The following is a 17448-nucleotide window of genomic DNA, read 5'->3' on the forward strand; positions in this document are numbered from 1 at the left end:
GCTTTCCAATTGGCCGTCATGCAACAGGCGGGACCGCGATACTACGCTCACATAGTCCGGTTGGGTACGCGACAGCCTAGCAAGGCCCAAGTGGAGACAACACCCATGGACGAATGCTCGTCCTAGAACGGCGCGCGTCACGATGCACACGCAACAACTCACGGCACAGTAGATTTATCCCATGAGCGATTCACCGAGCATCCTGCTACTCAATGGGCCGAACCTGAACCTACTGGGAACCCGTGAACCGGACATCTACGGGGCCAGCACCCTAGATGACGTGGAACATCTGGTCACCGAAACGGCCGCGGCGGCTGGCTACGGTGTGAACGCGCTGCAGTCCAATCATGAAGGTGTGCTGATTGACGCCATCCATGAGGCCCGAAACACTTCCCGCGGCATCATTATTAACCCCGGCGCTTACACGCACACGTCCTTGGCAATTGCCGATGCGTTAGCAGCGGTGAATTTGCCGGTGATCGAGGTGCATATCTCCAACGTGCATCGCCGCGAAGCGGTGCGCCACCATTCCTTCGTCTCCCCCGTGGCCTCGAGCATCATCATCGGTGCCGGCATCAATGGGTACCGGCTAGCCACGCTCCAATTGATTGACCTGCTCAGCGAGGCCTCACCGCGCGCTTAGTCGCTGATGCACCCACCGGTGTTGATGGCGCGCGTGCGTTGCGCGCCCGCGTCCAGAGCCTCCTCGAGCTCCTCTAGGCTCAAGGCGAAGCCGGTCTCAGCGTCATTGCGCGACTTTGCGAAAATCATTCCGACGGCTTGTCCCTGTTTGTTGACTAGGGGGCCACCGGAATTTCCCTGCTGAATTTCGGCGGTCAGCTGGTAGATCGAAATTGCGCGCGGATTCTCACCGTAGATATCGGCCAGACTAACCTTCGCCTGCGAGGCTACGACCGCTCCACCCATCTGGAATGGACCACCGGCGGGGTGACCGAGGAAGGCCGCGGAATCTCCGCGCTCCAAGTCTTCTTGGGCGATAGGTAGCGCCGGAGCTTCGAGCCCTTCGACACGGAGCAAGGCAATATCGGTTTCCGGATCGAAGTACACCACATAACCGCGGTGGATACGACGATCTTCGGTTTCTACCGTCGCGCTGCTCAAGCCGGCGACAACGTGGGCATTGGTCATCACCAATTGGTTCCCCACCACGAACCCGGAACCGGTCTGGTTTACGCCACACTGAATCGCGGTACCGGAAATCTTCGTTGAGGAGTCTTTAGCCGCCAACTGCGCGTCGGTGGCTTTCCACTGTCCCTCCGGAACTGGCTGTACCGGAGGGGCGAAGGGTTCGAGAATAGTGGGAATGGTCTCAGCCAAGACCGCCGAACGAGCGTTGGAGATCGCGCGATTCACGGCATCCGGGGTGGCCTTGCGAATCATGTCGATCATCCGTGAGTCGCCGATCTCTGCAGAGAGTCGAGGCATACCCATGCTGGAGACCGAGAAGGCTAGTGCACCGATCACGGTGGCGGTAATAAGCACGGAGATAATTCCACCGGCCAGACCGTCCACCGCCCGCAAGATGTCGAAGTTGAGCCAGCGTCGGATGGCCGTGGCGATGACGCGGCCGAACCACTGCCCCAGCAGAATCAATACCGCGGCCGTACCGATCATTAATCCGACACGCCACCACGGATTCTCGGCAAAAGTCGAAACAATCGGGATGGCGAAAAAAGCCGCCACACCACCGGCGATCAGGCCAAGCATATCTCCGAGGGTCCGGATGAAACCACGGCGAACACCGGCAATGAAAAACCCAAGCAGTACGACAAAGATGACGGCGTCCAGCCAGCTAAAAACTACGGGCACCCAAACTCCATCTCGATTGATATGCTTCCTAAAATCCACGGTACAGTGACAGGCTGACGGAATACTGAGTCACGCGGAGCAATCCCGTGGTTTTTGAGTGATTCGCAACATTTGCCTAGAAAAACCGTGTGGAAACTGTCACATTGTTACTTGATACGGCACAATGAAGTGAGCGCTTACTACATGTTGACAGGAGATTTAATTGGATATCGAGGTTCTGCGCCGTGCACCGCTCTTCGCGTCGCTGGGTGATGAAGTTTTTGCCACGCTGACCGAAGAACTGACCGAGGTTGACCTTTCCCGCGGCGCCTCTGTGTTCCGCGAGGGTGACCAGGGCGACCGTCTCTATTTCATCGTCTCCGGCAAGATCAAGCTGGGCCGCACCTCCGCCGATGGTCGCGAGAACCTGATCGCCGTTCTCGGCCCGGGTGAGCTCTTCGGCGAAATGGCTCTGTTTGACCCACACCCGCGCAACGCTACGGCCACCGCCGTATCGGAAACTCGCTTGGCTGGTCTGAGCCACGAGAACATGCGCAAGGCCATCGTTAACTCCCCAGAGGTTTCGATCCAGCTCTTGCAGGCACTGGCAGCCCGCCTGCGCCGCACCAATGAGTCGCTGGCCGATCTGGTCTTCTCCGACGTTCCCGGTCGTGTGGCCAAGGCACTGTTGGACTTGGCAGACCGCTTCGGTCGTCCGGCTACCGACGGCATCTTGGTTGCCCACGAGCTGACCCAGGAAGAACTGGCTCAGCTAGTTGGCGCTTCCCGCGAAACCGTGAACAAGGCACTGGCCGAGTTCGTACAGCGTGGCTGGCTCCGACTGGAAGCCCGCGCCGTGGTCATCCTCGACATCCAGCGTCTGCGCCAGCGCTCGCGCTAGGTAGCGGCACTTCACTGTCAAAGAAGGGAGCTACGGGCTTTGGCCCGTAGCTCCCTTCTTTTCATGTCGTCACGCCTCTAGATTGGCCTGAGCGACTCGCTGTTCGAAGACAGCGTCAGATCTAGAAGATACTTCCCTTCACGAACCACCAGACCCGGATGATTCAGGTCGAGGGCTCGAACACGGGATAGATAGGCGATAACACCGTTTGCATCGGCCATTTTCTCCAGCATGATCTCTACTGCCGGATTGCTGATCTGGCTTAGATTCAGTCCCTTGGTGTCTTCCTGATTGACCTCGTCACCCAAGGTGGACTGTGTGCGCTGCGCCAGGACCTCCTGGGCGTTACACCAGCGCGCCCAACGGCCCTTGGCGCGCAATAGGCTCGGCTCCTGGCGCAACGGGACGGTGGCCGCAAAATACCAGGTGTCAAAACGCCGAATAGCAAAGTTGGGGCTCAACCAGTGACCAATGGGACGTAGCAAATCGGTACGCAAACCGAGTCCACGCCGAGCCAGAAAATCGTCAAAGGTCAGGTCCTGCACCGCGATCGCTTCGCGGGACTCCATCCATTCTTCCGGGTCGGTCATTTCGATGACGCTCTGGTCATCGGTGCCGGCCAGTAAGACCCCGGTCTCCTCGAAGAGTTCACGGATTGCACAGACAAGGTGGGCTCGAACCACCTGCTGATCCAACACGCGCAGGCGTTTGGACCACTGTGAGAGGGTCGGACCGAACCAGGTGTAGTCCGCCGATTGATCGCTGGCCTCGAAGCTTCCTCCGGGAAAAGCCACCGAACCCAATGGAGAGGCGCCCGGGCGATAGCCGAGGTAGGTCTCCACGCCAGTGGTTCCGTCGCGGACCAACGCCACGGAGGATGCGCGGCGGACCGCACGCGGAGTCCGATCCCCGAAGGCAAACCAATTCTCCGCCGCAGCCATCTGCTGCGGCGGCAATTCAAAGTACCGTCTGGTTAGCCCAGCGCGCGGGCTACGAATCGCACCCCGCGCGCCGGACGGACCGAAAGTGCTACGCAAACTCGACGATGACCTCAACCTCGACGGCAGCGTCTAGCGGCAGCACCGATACTCCGACGGCGGAGCGCGAGTGCTGACCGGCTTCACCGAAAAGTTCGCCGAAGAATTCGGAAGCACCGTTGATTACGCCCGGCTGCCCGGTGAAGCTCGGATCCGATGAAACGAACCCGACGACTTTCACGATGCGCTGGATGCGATCGAGGTCGCCGATTTCGGCCTTAATCGCGGCCAAAGCGTTCAGGGCGCAGGTGCGTGCCTGGGCCTTGGCGTCTTCCGCCGTAACCTCGGCGCCGACCTTTCCTACGGCTGGGAGTTCACCATTAATCAGCGGAAGCTGACCTGAAGTGTAGACGTAGTTCCCGGTCACAATGGCCGGCTGGTAAGCAGCGACCGGCTTAGCAACCGGAGGAAGGCTTAAACCAAGCTCCGCTAGACGGCCTTCGATCCGCGAAGAAGTGGCTTCTTGCATGGAGTTTCTCCTTAAGTAGTGTTAGTCCTTGGGGCGCTTAAAGAAGGCGAGCAGGGCACCGGATTCGGCCTTGGTAATGACCGAAACAAGCTCCCATCCGTCTTCTCCAAAGTTGTTCAGCGCTAGGCCTTCATTGTGCAGTGGCAGGGGTGCAACTCTGTATTCCCAGTTAGTCATAACCGATACGTTATCGCGTCCTTGTAAACTGGTGGGTATGGCAGCCAAGAAGTCACCCTTTTTTGATACCGCCACCACCATGGGGAAAGTCGTTGCGTTCTTTGGAATCAGCGCCCTATGTGGTGTGCTCGCCGCCGGCATGCTTGTGCCCGTGGCAGCGATCGCGAAAACCGGTTTGACCACCGGTTCGAACATTTTTTCGGCGCTCCCGTCGGACTTTGAGAAACTTCCTATCTCTCAGCCCTCCGAGGTGCTAGACCGAAAAGGTAGGGTCATTGCATCCTTCTATGACCAGAACCGTGAACCGGTCAAGCTCAAAGATATTTCGCCCTACATGCGCAAGGCAATTGTGTCGGTGGAAGACGAACGATTCTACGAGCACAGCGGCATCGACCCGCGAGGTATCGCCCGTGCCCTCGTAAGCAACTTAATGTCGTCTTCGCGTCAAGGCGCTTCGACCCTGACTCAGCAGTACGTCAACAACCTCTTGATCAACAATGACGAAATGCGGGGGGAAGAGGCCGATACCGTCTCCGGCGATAAGTCCTATGCAGCCAAGATTCGTGAGTTGAAGTATGCGGTAGCCATCGAGAAGGAAATGTCTAAAGACGAGATCCTCGAAGGGTACTTGAACCTCGTATTGTTCTCCGGCCGAGAATATGGCGTGCAGGCTGCCGCTCAACGCTTCTTCTCGGTCGACGCTAAGGATCTAAACCTGCAGCAGTCGGCCATGTTGGCTGGCATGGTGCAGCTTCCAACTGTTTACAACCCGCTCACGAATCCAGAGCGCGCGCTAGATCGCCGCAATAAGGTGCTGGCAAATATGTACCGCACCGGTGCGATCGACAAGAAGGAATACGAGAAGGCCGTCAAGTCGGATCTGGGCACTAAGCCAAGTGTTTCGCGTTCCGGTTGCATGGCTGCCAAGGAAAACGCCTACTTCTGCGATTACGTCTCCGCTTTGATTTTGCAGGACAAGGAATACGGCAAGACTCTGGCTGACCGTCGTAACTTGCTCTACCGCGGTGGCCTTCAGATCAAGACCACTTTGGACGCGAAGCTGAACAAGAAGGCACACAAGGACGCGAAGAAGGCCATCGACCCCACCGCTAAGTCCAACGACGATGTGTACGCCTCCATCGTTTCCGTGGAACCGGGCACCGGAAATATTCTCGCCATGGCGCAGAACACCAACTACGATCCGGACGCAAAGCGTGGAAACACCACCTACAACCTCAACGTTGAGGCCTCCAAGGGTGGCGCTGGTGGCTTCCAGGGTGGTTCGACTATGAAGCCGTACACGACGCTGGCGTGGCTGAAGGAAGGCCACAGCATGTACGACAAGATTAATGCGAAAAAGCAGACCTTCATGCCGGGTTACAAGTTCAAGGCGTCCTGCCTGCCGGGCGGCACAGCGACCGTCGGCAGCAAGTGGACACCAAAGAATGCTTCATATGGTTTCTACAAAACCATGCCCGTGAACACCGGCCTGTTCTGGTCAATCAACTCGGCTACGGTGCAGGAAGCCACCAAGCTGGACCTGTGCAATATCGCTGGCTACACCGAAGCTGTGGGACTGCGTGACGAAAAGGGTAAAAAGAACGAGGATGGCACCTACACGCCGACTCCGATTAGCCCGACCAACCCGTCCTTCATTATTGGCTCGGCCAGCATTACCCCGCTGCGCCAGTCGGCCGCTTTTGCTGCTTTCGCAAATAAGGGCGAATACTGCGAACCGCGCGCACTGACCTCGGTCAAGGACTCTAAGGGCAACTCCTACAAGATCAAGAAGGAGACCTGCTCGCAGGCAGTCGAAGAGCAGTACGTTGCCGACCTAAACGGAACGTTGCAGAAGATCGCTAAGCAGCGTGTGTCCAAGGGTCGCGTTCCAGGCACCATCGCCGGTAAGACCGGTACCAACAACGGTGCGACCTCGACCTGGTTCGTGGGTTACACCACCGGTATTTCCACCGCTGCTTGGGTGGGCCGCCTGAAGGGTCAGAACGAGACCGAAGAGAATGCGATGCACGGCACGATGATCAACGACAAGCGTGCTCCACGCATGGTTGACTCCTCGACCTATGCCGCTCCACTGTGGGTGGACTTCATGGAAGAGGCCGTGGGTCAGTTCGAGCAGAAGTCCTTCGGCAGTGCCCGGTCGGCACCGAAGCCAAAGCCCGCTCCGAAGACCGATGAGGACGACGATAAGTCGTCATCGAGCGACAGCAAGAAGGAATCCTCGGACGATAAAAAGGAATCCTCTAAGTCCGACAACAAGAGCGAAAAGAAGTCCTCGACTTCGGAGACTAAGAGCGAGAAGAAGAAGTCCGCGAGCGCTGGGAACAACGGCAATCAGGACTCCTCCGGCACCAACGGCTGGCAGGCAAATCACAATAACTCGGGTGGCGCCCAAGGATCTCAACGAGAATCTGACGGCTAACTCACTTGTTTGAAGGCCGCGCCCGATATTTCTCTCGGGTGCGGCCTTTGGCATAGATTGGCAGTGGCACCTGGCTTAGGGTGACGGCTCTTGAAAGGACGATGACGGTAAAGTCATGGCAGCACACGCGAACTTCCTCAACACGTTGCGCGAAGCTACCGGCAAGGGATTGCTCGTGGCCTCGGGCGCGGCCGCAGTCGGCGGTGCGCTCTTTGGATACGGCATGCACGAGGCATCGCGTTTCGAACTACGTCGCGAGACTCTGCCGATCCTCCCCCGCGGCAGCGCCGATCTTCGGATCCTGCACCTTTCGGACATTCACATGGTGCCCGGTCAGCAGCTGAAACACGACTGGCTACAGTCGCTGGCGGCCGAGGAACCAGATCTGGTGATCAACACCGGCGACAACCTCAGCCACCATGACGGTGTTTCCGCCCTGCTCGATGCCCTCGAACCCTTGATGCAGTTCCCCGGACTGTTCGTTCCGGGGTCGAATTGCTACTTCGCACCCAAGCTCAAGAACCCGCTGCGGTACCTTGCCCGCTCCAAGGGCACCCCGAGTCCTAGCGAACGTGATTCATTGGATTTCACTCGGATGCACCGCGCATTCGGTGCCGCCGGCTGGATCGATATGAGCAACCGCAACTACGCCACCGTCTTCCAAGGAATGCGACTGGAATTCTCCGGGGTCGACGACCCGCACATCGACCGCGACCACTTCGCGGGGTGGCCCGCCGGGTCCTCGACAAGCCACGAGGCCCCACATGTGCGTATCGCCCTGACCCACGCCCCCTACCAGCGAGTGCTTGATGAGTTCACCGAGTCGGGCGCCCACATCATCTTCGCCGGGCACACACACGGCGGCCAGGTCTGCATTCCCGGCTACGGGGCGCTGGTTTCAAATTGTGACCTGCCAACCTGGCGTGCCCGAGGACTGACGTACTGGGAATACGCCGGACGGGAAGTCCCACTGGAAGTTTCCGCGGGAATCGGCACCTCCCGCTTTGCACCGGTTCGCATTGCCTGTCGCCCCGAGGCGGCACTGTTGACGCTGACCGCGCGTAGCTGAGGACCAGCAACCCTATTTGTCGATTGAACTTTCTCAACTACTCCGGATAATCTAGTTGTCGATCAAAGAATTCGGTATCGACAAGGGGTTGTATTGTGCCGCGGGTAGAAACGACAAGAACTAGCTCCCCGGCAACGCTCCGCGTTACCTTGCGGCGTCTGGCCCCCTTCGTCAAGCCAGTACTCCCCCGGCTGTTCGGTGGTTTCCTCTGTGCACTAGGTGCCGGTATCGTCGCGTTGGTCATTCCTCAGGTGTTGTCCTGGTTGGTCAACGAGGTGCTCCAAGTCGGCGGGGCAAGCCAGCAGGTCTGGATCGCCGTGGCCATCGTCGCGGGTTTGGGGTTGCTCGAAGCCTTCTTCATTTACATGCGTCGGCAATTTGTGCTCAACCCGGCCGCACGAGTAGAAACTACTCTCCGTACGCGTTTCTATCAGCACCTGCAGCGCTTGCCGGTCGCATTCCACGAACGCTGGGGCTCCGGGCAGCTGCTCTCCCGATCCATGTCGGATCTCTCGCTGCTACGACGCTGGTTGGCCTTTGGCGCGATCATGCTCATCGTGGAAACGGTCACCGTGATCACCGGCCTGACGCTCATGTTCTTCCACTCCTGGCAGTTGGGCCTGCTGTACTTGCTGGGCGCGATCCCCATCACCGTCAAGGCCTTTCGCTTCCGTAATGACTACCGGGCGGCCAGTCGCCTGAGCCAGGATCAGGCCGGTGACCTAGCGACCGCGGTTGAAGAATCCGTGCATGGGATCCGCGTGATCAAGGCCTTTGGCCGTGGTCGTCATTTGTATGAAGGATTCAGCTCGCAGGCCCAAACGCTTCGCGAAACCGAACTGACAAAGGCCAAAACCCTAGCCGGCTTCTTGGGCATAGTTGTCACCGTGCCACAGGTCGTCCTCGGCATCGGTCTGGTTCTGGGACTTTGGCTATGCGCTCGAGACGAAATTTCCGTGGGCTCGCTCGTAGCATTCTTTGCCACCGCGGCCGTATTGGCGCGACCGGTGGAAGGCATGGGCATGCTGCTGGGCATGACGCTCACCACGAAGACTGCGCTGGACCGCCACTTCGAGGTGATGGACGCCCACAATGACATCACCTCCCCAGAGAATCCGCGCACGCCGGAGAAGCTCGAGGGTCGCGTTAGTTTCGAGCATGTGCGCTTTGGCTACCCGGACGAGGCGGGTCTAGCCCGCCCCATTCTGCAAGACGTCGACTTTTCGATCCGTCCGGGCGAGACCATGGCTCTGGTCGGTATCACCGGTTCGGGCAAGACCACATTGCTGAATCTGGTGCCGCGGCTTCACGATGTCAGCGCCGGCAGCGTACTGATCGACGGGCTTGATGTCCGCGAATGGGATCTCGATGCGCTTCGCACCCACATCGCGGTGGCCTTCGAGGACACCACGCTCTTCTCCTCCTCCATCCGCGAGAACGTGCTCATGGGTGTCGAGGATGGGTTAGATGAGACCGCAGCCCAGCAACGCCTCGACGAGGCCTTGGACGTCGCACAAGCGGGTTTCGCCCGTGAACTGCCCGAAGGAGTGGACTCCGTCATTGGCGAGGAAGGACTCTCGCTCTCCGGCGGCCAACGGCAACGCATTGCTCTGGCCCGCGCCATCGCCGCCAAGCCGCGCGTCCTCGTGATGGATGATCCGCTCTCGGCCCTCGATGTGCGGACCGAGGAAGCGGTTAGTGCACGGTTGCGTGAGGTGCTAGAGGGCACCACCACGATAGTGGTCGCCCACCGTCCCTCCACCGTGATGCTCGCCGACCGGGTGGCAGTTCTGCGTGACGGTCGAATCGATGCGGTCGGTAGCCACGCGCATCTGATGAGCACCAATGAACATTACCGCTACGTGATCGCCAGCCTGGACGAGAACGATTCGAGCATGGAAGTGAAGGTCTAAGCAGATGCAACACACCGGAGTTTCCAACGAAGATGCCATCACGCTCAGCCGCGAACAGCGTAAAAGCGTGCGTCGCCGTTCCTTCCATTTGCTCGGCAAGCTCGCGGCACCACAGAAGCGGCTGCTGACGCTCACGGTCACGCTGGTGTTGCTTTCCAACGCCGCACGCGTGGCGCTGCCGATGCTCATCGCCTATGCCATCGACCACGCCCTCCCCGCCCTACGCCAAGGCGACTTTGCGGCCCTTGGTTTAGCCGGCGGGGCTTACATCCTCTGCGCCATCCTCGGTGGCGTCCTTCTGGGCTGGTACATCAACTGTGCCGCTAAGATGTCGCAGGCGATGCTCCTAGATCTACGGTTGCGCGTCTTTAGGCATACCCAGCGGTTGAGCCTGGAGTTTCACGAGAACTACACCTCGGGACGCATCATTTCGCGGCAGACCTCAGATGTGGAGACACTACGCGAGCTGCTCGATCAGGGTGTCTCCGAACTGGCCTCGTCCTGCGTGTTCATCCTCTTCACGCTAGCCTCGATCTTCATTCTTGATTGGCGCAGCGGGCTGGTGATTTGCGTGGCCGTGATTCCCCTGGTGCTGCTTTTCCGCTGGTACCAGAAGAACTCCGAAGTGCTCTACCGTGAATCGCGTGTGGTCTCGGCGAGGGTGATCTCCACCTTCGTGGAAACCATGACCGGAATCCGCGCGGTGAAGGCCTTCCGCCGGGAGAAGAGCAACGACGAAAAATACACGACCATCGCCGAGGCCTACCGCGAAAACTCGGTGCGTTCCTTCAACCTCTTCGGCATCCTGCAACCGGGGTTGATGCTGATCGGCAACCTAGCGGTGGCCTCGGTCTTGGCCTACGGTGGATTCCGGATCCTGGAAGGCAGCATGGCCGTGGGTGTGCTCGTGGCCTTGCTGCTAGCCTCTAAGCGCGTCTTCCAGCCCGTGGAAGGCATCGCCATGTTCTACTCCTCGCTCCAGTCGGCAACGGCAGCGTTGGAGAAAGTTTCCGGCCTTTTGGAAGAGGAACCGACCGTGGTTGAGCCGGAGCATCCCAAGTCCATCGAGACCGTCGCCGGCCACCTCGAATTCAAGGACGCCGTGTTCGGGTACGGTGACGGCCCGGTAATCATGGATCGCTTCAGCCTCGACATCCCGGCCGGGCAGACCGTGGCGGTCGTGGGTCAAACCGGCGCGGGAAAGTCGACGCTCGCGAAACTTATCGCACGCTTCTATGACCTACGCTCCGGAACGCTGAGCCTGGACGGGGTGGCCATCGAGCAACTGTCCAATGCCGAGCTTCGCCGCCACGTGGTTATGGTGACGCAGGAGGCGTTCCTGTTTTCCGGTTCGGTGGCCGAAAATATCGCTTTGGGTCGCCCCGGGGCGAGCCTCGCCGATATCGAGGCTGCCGCGCGGGCGGTGGGCGCCCATGAGTTCATCACCGAGCTTCCCGAAGGCTACGACACGGATGTGAACAAACGCGGTGGACGCGTCTCCGCCGGACAACGCCAGCTCATTTCCTTCGCACGAGCCTTCCTTGCAGATCCGGCCGTACTCATTCTCGATGAGGCCACCAGCTCACTGGATATCCCCTCCGAGCGTGCCGTGCAGCGGGGTCTGCAAACCTTGCTTGGAAACCGTACGGCGCTGATCATTGCCCACCGTCTGTCCACGGTGCAGATTGCCGATCGCGTGCTTGTGGTCCATGACGGGCAAATCGTCGAGGACGGAACCCCTGAGGAATTGATCGGGGCCGAGGGGCGTTTCGCCGCGCTACACAAAGCCTGGCGCGACTCGCTGGTCTAGGAGCCCCGATTTGGATAACAACTTCCCGGATTTCACCCCGGCCCCGAACCAGGGTGGTGACCCGGCACTCTACGAGCTGGAGAACGCCGCGATTGATCCGGAGGGCGTGCTGTGGGAGCGCCTGCGCGGGCTTGCGGATTGGACCGGACAGAGCATTCTGGATTTGGGCTGTGGGAGCGGTTTTTGGCTTGAACGTTACTCCGCGCGGGCCGCGACGGTCTTTGGCGTAGAGCCGGATCCGAGGCTGCTACCGCTCGCTCGGGCGCGTACCGGGGACTCGATCGTGCAGGCCGGCTCCGCCGAACATATCCCCCTGCCCGACGCCAGCGTAGAAATTGTCCACGCCCGCTTCGCGTACTTCTTCCCCAGTACCAGCAATGACTGCTCCGCCGGGCTCGCGGAAGTGCTACGCGTGCTGAAGCCCGGCGGAAGTCTCGTCGTCATCGACAACGACCACCACAACGGCGACTTCGCCCATCTGCTGGCCGCAAGCCACTGGGCCACCTCGCAAGGCGAGGAGAGCTACATTCGAGACTGGTGGGCGCAGCACGGCGCGCAACGCCACGAGGTGCTCAGTGCTTGGCGCTTCGACTCGGCCGCCGACTGTGAATCCGTCCTGCGTCTGGAGTTCCCGGCGGCCGTGGTCGATAACTGGGTGCGGCAGCATCCTGAGCGACGGGAGCTGAGCTACGGATACGTCTTGTACCACCTGCGCCGTCCCCAAGCGGAGACCGGATCCTAAGAGCCTCAAGGCAAAACAAAGGTCCCGTCTCGTTGGGCACCCATTGGGTGCTCAACGAGACGGGACCTTGTTTAGTGAGCGCGACTTAGCGGTCGGAAGCCGGCTGCGGGGTGCGCTCCCGCTCCTCGTCGGCTCGTTGCTCCCAGAAGGTCGCCCCGACGATATTCAGCGGACGTGGATCGAACTGCGGATCCAGGCCCTTCTTCTTCTGGCGCTCGTAGTCACGTAGCACCTTGAAGGCCGGCTGCTGCAGGATCAGGATGCCGATGATGTTCAACCAGGCCATCAGGCCCACACCGATATCGCCCAAGGTCCACGCCTCGGTGGCGGTACGGACCGCGCCGAGCGCCACGGCCACCAGGATCAGCATCTGCAGTGCGAGGGTGGACAGGCGACCCAGGCTGGTTTTGATGCCCGGAATCATGAATGTCGCGCCCTTGCCCAACAGGAAGCGCAGGTTGGTCTCGGCCATGTAGTAGTAGGCGATGATGGTCGTCAGGCAGAAGAACATCAGCGAGACCGCGATGAAGGATGCGCCGAACCCGGCAAAGGTACCGTCGAAACCCGCTTGGACAAAGGTCGGACCCACGGCAATGTCGGAAGGCAGCAGGCCGCCTTCGCCCAAAATGCCACTGTCCTCGGTGCCGCCACGGAAGACCCGGTAAGCGCCGGTGGAGAGGATCAGGAAGCCGGTGGCCGAGCAAACGAAGAGGGTGTCGACGTACACGGCGAAGGCCTGCACCAGACCCTGCTTACCCGGGTGCGATACCTCGGCGGCAGCTGCGGCGTGCGGGCCGGTGCCCTGACCGGCTTCGTTGGAGTACACGCCGCGCTTCACGCCCCACATGACGGCCAAGCCGAGCACCGAACCGAAGGCCGCGTCCATGCCGAAGGCGCTGGCGAAAACCATCTTGATAACGCCAGGCAGTGCCTCGGCGTTAGCGAAGACCACGATCAGGGCCAGCAGGATGTAGGCCACGGCCATGAACGGCACCACGAAGGTAGCGAAACCGGCGATGCGCTTCACGCCACCGATGATCACGAAGGCCAGCACGATCACGGCGCCGATGGCGACAACCCACGGGTTGACGGCCCAGGCACCTTCGATGGCCACGGCCATCGAGTTGGACTGCACGCCAGGCAGCATCAGGCCACAGGCCAGCACGGTCACGGCGGCGAAGATGTACGCATACACGTTGAAGAAGGCCTTGCCGCGGGTGTGTGCCAGCGCCTGCTTCAGGTAGTAGGCCGGGCCACCGCGGTATTCGCCGGTGAGCTGGTCGCGGGACTTGTAGACCTGACCCAGCGCGGATTCGACGAAGGAGGTCGAGGCGCCCAAGAAGGCCACGGTCCACATCCAGAACAAGGCGCCCGGGCCGCCGAAGGCGATGGCGGTAGCCACGCCTGCGATGTTACCGGTACCCACACGGCCAGAGAGTGACAGGGCCAGTGCCTGGAAGGAAGAAACGCCAGAAGGTGAACGCTCGCCGCGGAAGAGCAGGCGGATCATTTCCTTGAAGTGACGTACCTGCAGGAACCGGGAACGGATCGAGAAGTACACCCCCGTTGCCAAACAGAGATACACCAGAGCGTCGCTCCAGATCACCCCATTGATTTCGTCTAGAACTGCTTGCACGTTGGTCCTTCCTTAGTGCTGCCAGTTCGCCGGATCCGGCCCCTGACAGTGCGTTCGCGAGTGTTGTGTGATGAACAGCACATAAGTGTAGCGTGAAACGAGTGCGTATCATATTCGGGCTGCTGACATGACAAAACGCCCGTGCACTCGGCGGAGGAACCACTAAGTGCACGGGCGTTTTCACGATCGCTACGAGGCGCTAAAGCTACGTCCCGTCAGACGCTCGTAAGCCTCGATGTACCGGGCGCGCGTTTTCGCCACGATGTCTTCCGGCAGCTGCGGCGGCTGCTCGCCGGAGTTCTTGTCCCAGCCCGATGCATCGCTGGAGAGCCAGTCGCGCACGAACTGCTTGTCGAAGCTGGCCTGCGGCTGGCCTGGGGCGTAGCTGGCGGCATCCCAGAAGCGCGAAGAGTCCGGGGTCAGCACCTCGTCGCCTAGGGTCAAGGTTCCGGTGGCCGGATCGGCACCGAATTCGACCTTGGTGTCGGCCAGAATAATGCCACGCTCGCGGGCGATGCGTTCGGCCTGCGAATACAGGGCCACGGTCTGCTCACGCAGCTGCTCGGCCACTTCGGCACCGACCTTTTCGACGGTCTGGGCGTACGAGATATTCTCGTCGTGCTCCCCTACCTCGGCCTTCGCAGAGGGAGTGAACAGTGCCGGTTCGAGGCGCGAGCCATCCACCAGCCCTTCGGGCAACGGCAATTCGCAGACGGTGCGGGACTGCTTGTACTCTGCCAAGCCGGAGCCGGTCAGGTACCCACGCGCAATGCATTCGATCGGATACATATCCAGCTTCTTGCAAACCATGGCCCGGCCGGCCACGGCTGCTGGAACGTCGGTGGAGATCACGTGGTTCGGGAACTGTTCGAGCTGCTCAAACCACCACAGGCTCAGCTGAGTCAGTACCTTGCCCTTGTCCGGGATTTCGCTGGTCAAGACATAGTCGTAGGCGCTGATGCGGTCCGAGGCGACCACCAGCACACGATCGGTCTGCTCGAAGCTGCTGCCTGCCGGAATATACAGGTCACGCACCTTGCCGGAGTAGAAGTGGTCCCAGCCCTCGAGGACGGGCACGTCGGTCTGATATCCGCTCATTTACTGGCCCTCCGTTGCGACGCTGATTTCACCGTTGGCGGCCTTCAGGGCAATATCGCTACGCGACTGCGCCCCGGGCCAGGAAATCTCCGCGACACCGGCGTAGGCCTTTTCGCGTGCTGCGGCGAGATCGTCGCCGAGTCCGACAACTGCCAAGACGCGGCCACCGGCGACCGTAATGTCGCCCTCCTCGTTGATGCTGGTCCCGGCGTGCATCACGTGTACGCCATCGAGTGCGTTGGCCGCGTCGAGGCCGGCGATCGCCGAGCCCTTCACCGGGGTGTCCGGGTAGTTTTCGGCGGCAATCACCACGTCCACGGCGGTCTGTGGCGACCAGCGGAGCTGCTCGGCGTCGTCCAGCTGGCCCTTCGCGGCGGCCAGCAGAACCCCGCCCAGCGGGGTCTTCAAGCGAGCGAGCACGGCCTGGGTTTCCGGATCACCGAAGCGTGCGTTGAACTCGATCACGCGGATGCCCCGGCGGGTGACGGCCAGACCGCAGTACAGCACGCCGGTAAAGGGGGTGCCGCGGCGTTCCATTTCGCGCAGGGTCGGGTAGGCCACGCGCTCCATCACTTCATCCACGAAACCGTCCGGGAGCCATTCCAGCGGGCTGTAGGCACCCATGCCACCGGTGTTCGGGCCCTGATCGTTGTCGAAGATGCGCTTAAAGTCTTGGGCCGGGGCCAGAGGCACGGCATGTTTGCCATCGCAGATCACGAAAAGAGAAACTTCGGGGCCGTCGAGGAACTCCTCGATGACGACGCTGCCGCCGAGGGCGAAGCAGGCCTCTGCGTGCTCAAGGGCAGCCGCGCGATCTTCGGTGACGACAACGCCCTTGCCCGCGGCCAGGCCATCGTCCTTCACCACATAGGGTGCGCCAAAGCTGTCCAGGGCGGCTGCGGCCTCGTCTGCGTTGACCGCGACCTTAGCCATGGCGGTGGGGACCTGTGCTTCGGCCATCACATCCTTGGCGAACGCCTTGGAGGCTTCAAGTTGCGCGGCGGCACGGGTGGGTCCAAAGACCGGGATATTCGCTTCCAGCAGCGCATCGGCCACACCGGCGGCCAAGGGCGCCTCGGGACCGATGACCACAAGGTCGCTGTCCAGGTCGCGAGCCAGCTTGAGCACGGCCTCGGGATTCTGCGCGTCGAGCGCGTGAACCGTTACATCTTGCGCGATACCGGCGTTTCCGGGGGCACAATGAACCTGTTCAACATAGGGATCTGCACTAAGTGCGCGGACAATTGCATGTTCACGGCCGCCTGGGCCAATAACCAGTACCTTCACAGGCCCCAAGTTTACCGGAGGGCCGGGCTACGACCATCGTCGATGACCCGCCGCCTCACGGCTGGATAGACTGCACCCTATGTCCGAAGAAATAACGCTCGCCGACTGCCAGGAACTCGTGCGTGTCACCCGCAACGGCCACGTGGAATCACGGCATCTGGGGATCGCGGTGGTCCTCGCCCCCGACGGTACGACAAAGTTCGCCCTGGGCAATCCCGACGCATGGATCTTTCCGCGCTCCGCGCTCAAACCCTTCCAAGCGCTCGGGTCGCTGAGCAGCGGCGCCGAGCTCACCGCCGAACAGCTCGCGATCGCCTGTGCCAGCCATAGCGGCACCGACGCTCATCAGGCGCTGGCCGAGCAGATTCTCGCTGCGGCCGGGCTGTCCCCAGCGGCATTGGGGTGCCCGGCGGCTTGGCCGGCGGATTCGGCCACGCGCAGTGCGCTCACCGTCCGCGGTGGTGCGCCCAGCTCGCTGGCCTTCAATTGCTCGGGTAAGCACGCCGCTTTCTTGGCCGCGGCGGTTGCCCTTGATGAACCCACCGCAGGATATTTGGATCCCGAACACCCGGTCCAGCGGGCCGCATTGGCCGCGATCGAACGATGGTGCGGGCCGCTGGGCGCCATCGGCGTCGATGGTTGCGGGGCACCGGCTCCCATGCTGCAACTGATCTCGCTGGCCCGCGGCTTCAGCGCCTTGTCCTCCGATGAGGATCCCCAACTGGTGGTGGTGCGCGAAGCCATGCTGAGCCATCCGTGGGCTGTTCAGGGCGAGCATCGGGCCAACAGCGTGGTGATGCGTGAGACCGGGGTTCTGGCCAAACTCGGCGCCGAAGGTGTGCTGGCGATGGCGGCCCCCGACGGCACGAGCGTGGCGCTGAAAATGCTGGACGGTTCGCAGCGCGGCACCGACGAGCTGGCGCTGTCGCTACTCGTCCAAGCCGGTGCCTTGGAGCCCGCGGCCCTCGAACGTCTGCGGCCGCTGCTGCGTCCGGAGGCCAAGACTGCAGGAGCGCGGGCCGCCGGGCTGGAGTTCGCGACGGTGGATTTCTAGTGCGTT

At 61.1% G+C, this 17448-nt stretch carries 15 protein-coding genes; 8 read left to right on the plus strand and 7 right to left on the minus strand.

What is annotated here, in order from left to right:
- The first annotated feature begins 181 nt into the window (after nt 1-181).
- Entirely contained in the window at nt 182-643 is a 462-nt protein-coding gene (gene aroQ / locus ACYU0X_RS12930) for a type II 3-dehydroquinate dehydratase (protein WP_418907230.1), read from the plus strand.
- Here the strand turns inward: aroQ and ACYU0X_RS12935 are convergent.
- Nucleotides 640-1830 carry a MarP family serine protease gene (locus tag ACYU0X_RS12935; protein ID WP_461901107.1) on the minus strand — a complete coding sequence of 397 codons (1191 nt, stop codon included), beginning with the start codon at nt 1828-1830 and terminating at the stop codon, nt 640-642. The genes aroQ and ACYU0X_RS12935 overlap by 4 nt on opposite strands.
- Nucleotides 1831-2032: 202 nt before the next feature.
- Here ACYU0X_RS12935 and ACYU0X_RS12940 point away from each other — a divergent pair, with 202 nt between their 5' ends.
- Nucleotides 2033-2710: a Crp/Fnr family transcriptional regulator gene (locus ACYU0X_RS12940; protein WP_309405903.1), complete on the plus strand. Its 678-nt coding sequence runs from the start codon at nt 2033-2035 to the stop codon at nt 2708-2710.
- Between the two features lie 77 nt (nt 2711-2787).
- On the opposite strand, the gene ACYU0X_RS12945 is transcribed toward ACYU0X_RS12940, so the two are convergent.
- The 3 genes from ACYU0X_RS12945 to ACYU0X_RS12955 form a co-directional block, all read right to left on the minus strand.
- Nucleotides 2788-3651 carry an NUDIX hydrolase gene (locus tag ACYU0X_RS12945; protein WP_418909335.1) on the minus strand — a complete coding sequence of 288 codons (864 nt, stop codon included), beginning with the start codon at nt 3649-3651 and terminating at the stop codon, nt 2788-2790.
- 88 nt (nt 3652-3739) lie between these two features.
- Nucleotides 3740-4216, minus strand: coding sequence for a RidA family protein (locus ACYU0X_RS12950; protein ID WP_418907231.1), 477 nt, complete (start codon nt 4214-4216; stop codon nt 3740-3742).
- A 21-nt stretch (nt 4217-4237) separates the two neighbouring features.
- Nucleotides 4238-4393: a DUF4177 domain-containing protein gene (locus tag ACYU0X_RS12955; protein WP_309405900.1), complete on the minus strand. Its 156-nt coding sequence runs from the start codon at nt 4391-4393 to the stop codon at nt 4238-4240.
- Between the two features lie 37 nt (nt 4394-4430).
- Between ACYU0X_RS12955 and ACYU0X_RS12960 the strand changes: the two genes are divergently transcribed.
- The 5 genes from ACYU0X_RS12960 (at nt 4431) to ACYU0X_RS12980 (ending at nt 12367) form a co-directional block, all read left to right on the plus strand.
- Complete coding sequence (locus ACYU0X_RS12960; RefSeq protein WP_418907232.1) at nt 4431-6833, plus strand: transglycosylase domain-containing protein; 2403 nt, start codon at nt 4431-4433, stop codon at nt 6831-6833.
- A gap of 115 nt (nt 6834-6948) precedes the next feature.
- Complete coding sequence (locus ACYU0X_RS12965) at nt 6949-7902, plus strand: metallophosphoesterase (RefSeq protein WP_418907233.1); 954 nt, start codon at nt 6949-6951, stop codon at nt 7900-7902.
- Between the two features lie 95 nt (nt 7903-7997).
- On the plus strand, nt 7998-9815 hold the full coding sequence (locus ACYU0X_RS12970) for an ABC transporter ATP-binding protein (protein WP_418907234.1): 1818 nt from the start codon (nt 7998-8000) through the stop codon (nt 9813-9815).
- Between the two features lie 4 nt (nt 9816-9819).
- Nucleotides 9820-11625: an ABC transporter ATP-binding protein gene (locus ACYU0X_RS12975; RefSeq protein ID WP_461901111.1), complete on the plus strand. Its 1806-nt coding sequence runs from the start codon at nt 9820-9822 to the stop codon at nt 11623-11625.
- Between the two features lie 10 nt (nt 11626-11635).
- Complete coding sequence (locus tag ACYU0X_RS12980; protein ID WP_418907236.1) at nt 11636-12367, plus strand: class I SAM-dependent methyltransferase; 732 nt, start codon at nt 11636-11638, stop codon at nt 12365-12367.
- Nucleotides 12368-12452: 85 nt separating this feature from the next.
- Here ACYU0X_RS12980 and ACYU0X_RS12985 read toward each other — a convergent pair whose 3' ends face one another.
- From ACYU0X_RS12985 to purD, 3 genes are all read right to left on the minus strand, one after another.
- Entirely contained in the window at nt 12453-14003 is a 1551-nt protein-coding gene (locus tag ACYU0X_RS12985) for an alanine/glycine:cation symporter family protein (protein WP_461901113.1), read from the minus strand.
- Between the two features lie 189 nt (nt 14004-14192).
- Entirely contained in the window at nt 14193-15101 is a 909-nt protein-coding gene (locus ACYU0X_RS12990; protein WP_418907238.1) for a phosphoribosylaminoimidazolesuccinocarboxamide synthase, read from the minus strand.
- Nucleotides 15102-16388: a phosphoribosylamine--glycine ligase gene (gene purD, locus ACYU0X_RS12995; RefSeq protein ID WP_461901115.1), complete on the minus strand. Its 1287-nt coding sequence runs from the start codon at nt 16386-16388 to the stop codon at nt 15102-15104.
- A gap of 79 nt (nt 16389-16467) precedes the next feature.
- On the opposite strand from purD, the gene ACYU0X_RS13000 reads away from it, so the two are divergent.
- The gene (locus ACYU0X_RS13000) at nt 16468-17442 is read left to right on the plus strand and encodes an asparaginase (protein WP_418907240.1); all 975 of its coding nucleotides are present in this window, start codon (nt 16468-16470) and stop codon (nt 17440-17442) included.
- Nucleotides 17443-17448: the final 6 nt, after the last annotated feature.

The sequence above is a fragment of the Glutamicibacter sp. X7 genome, assembly GCF_054889245.1.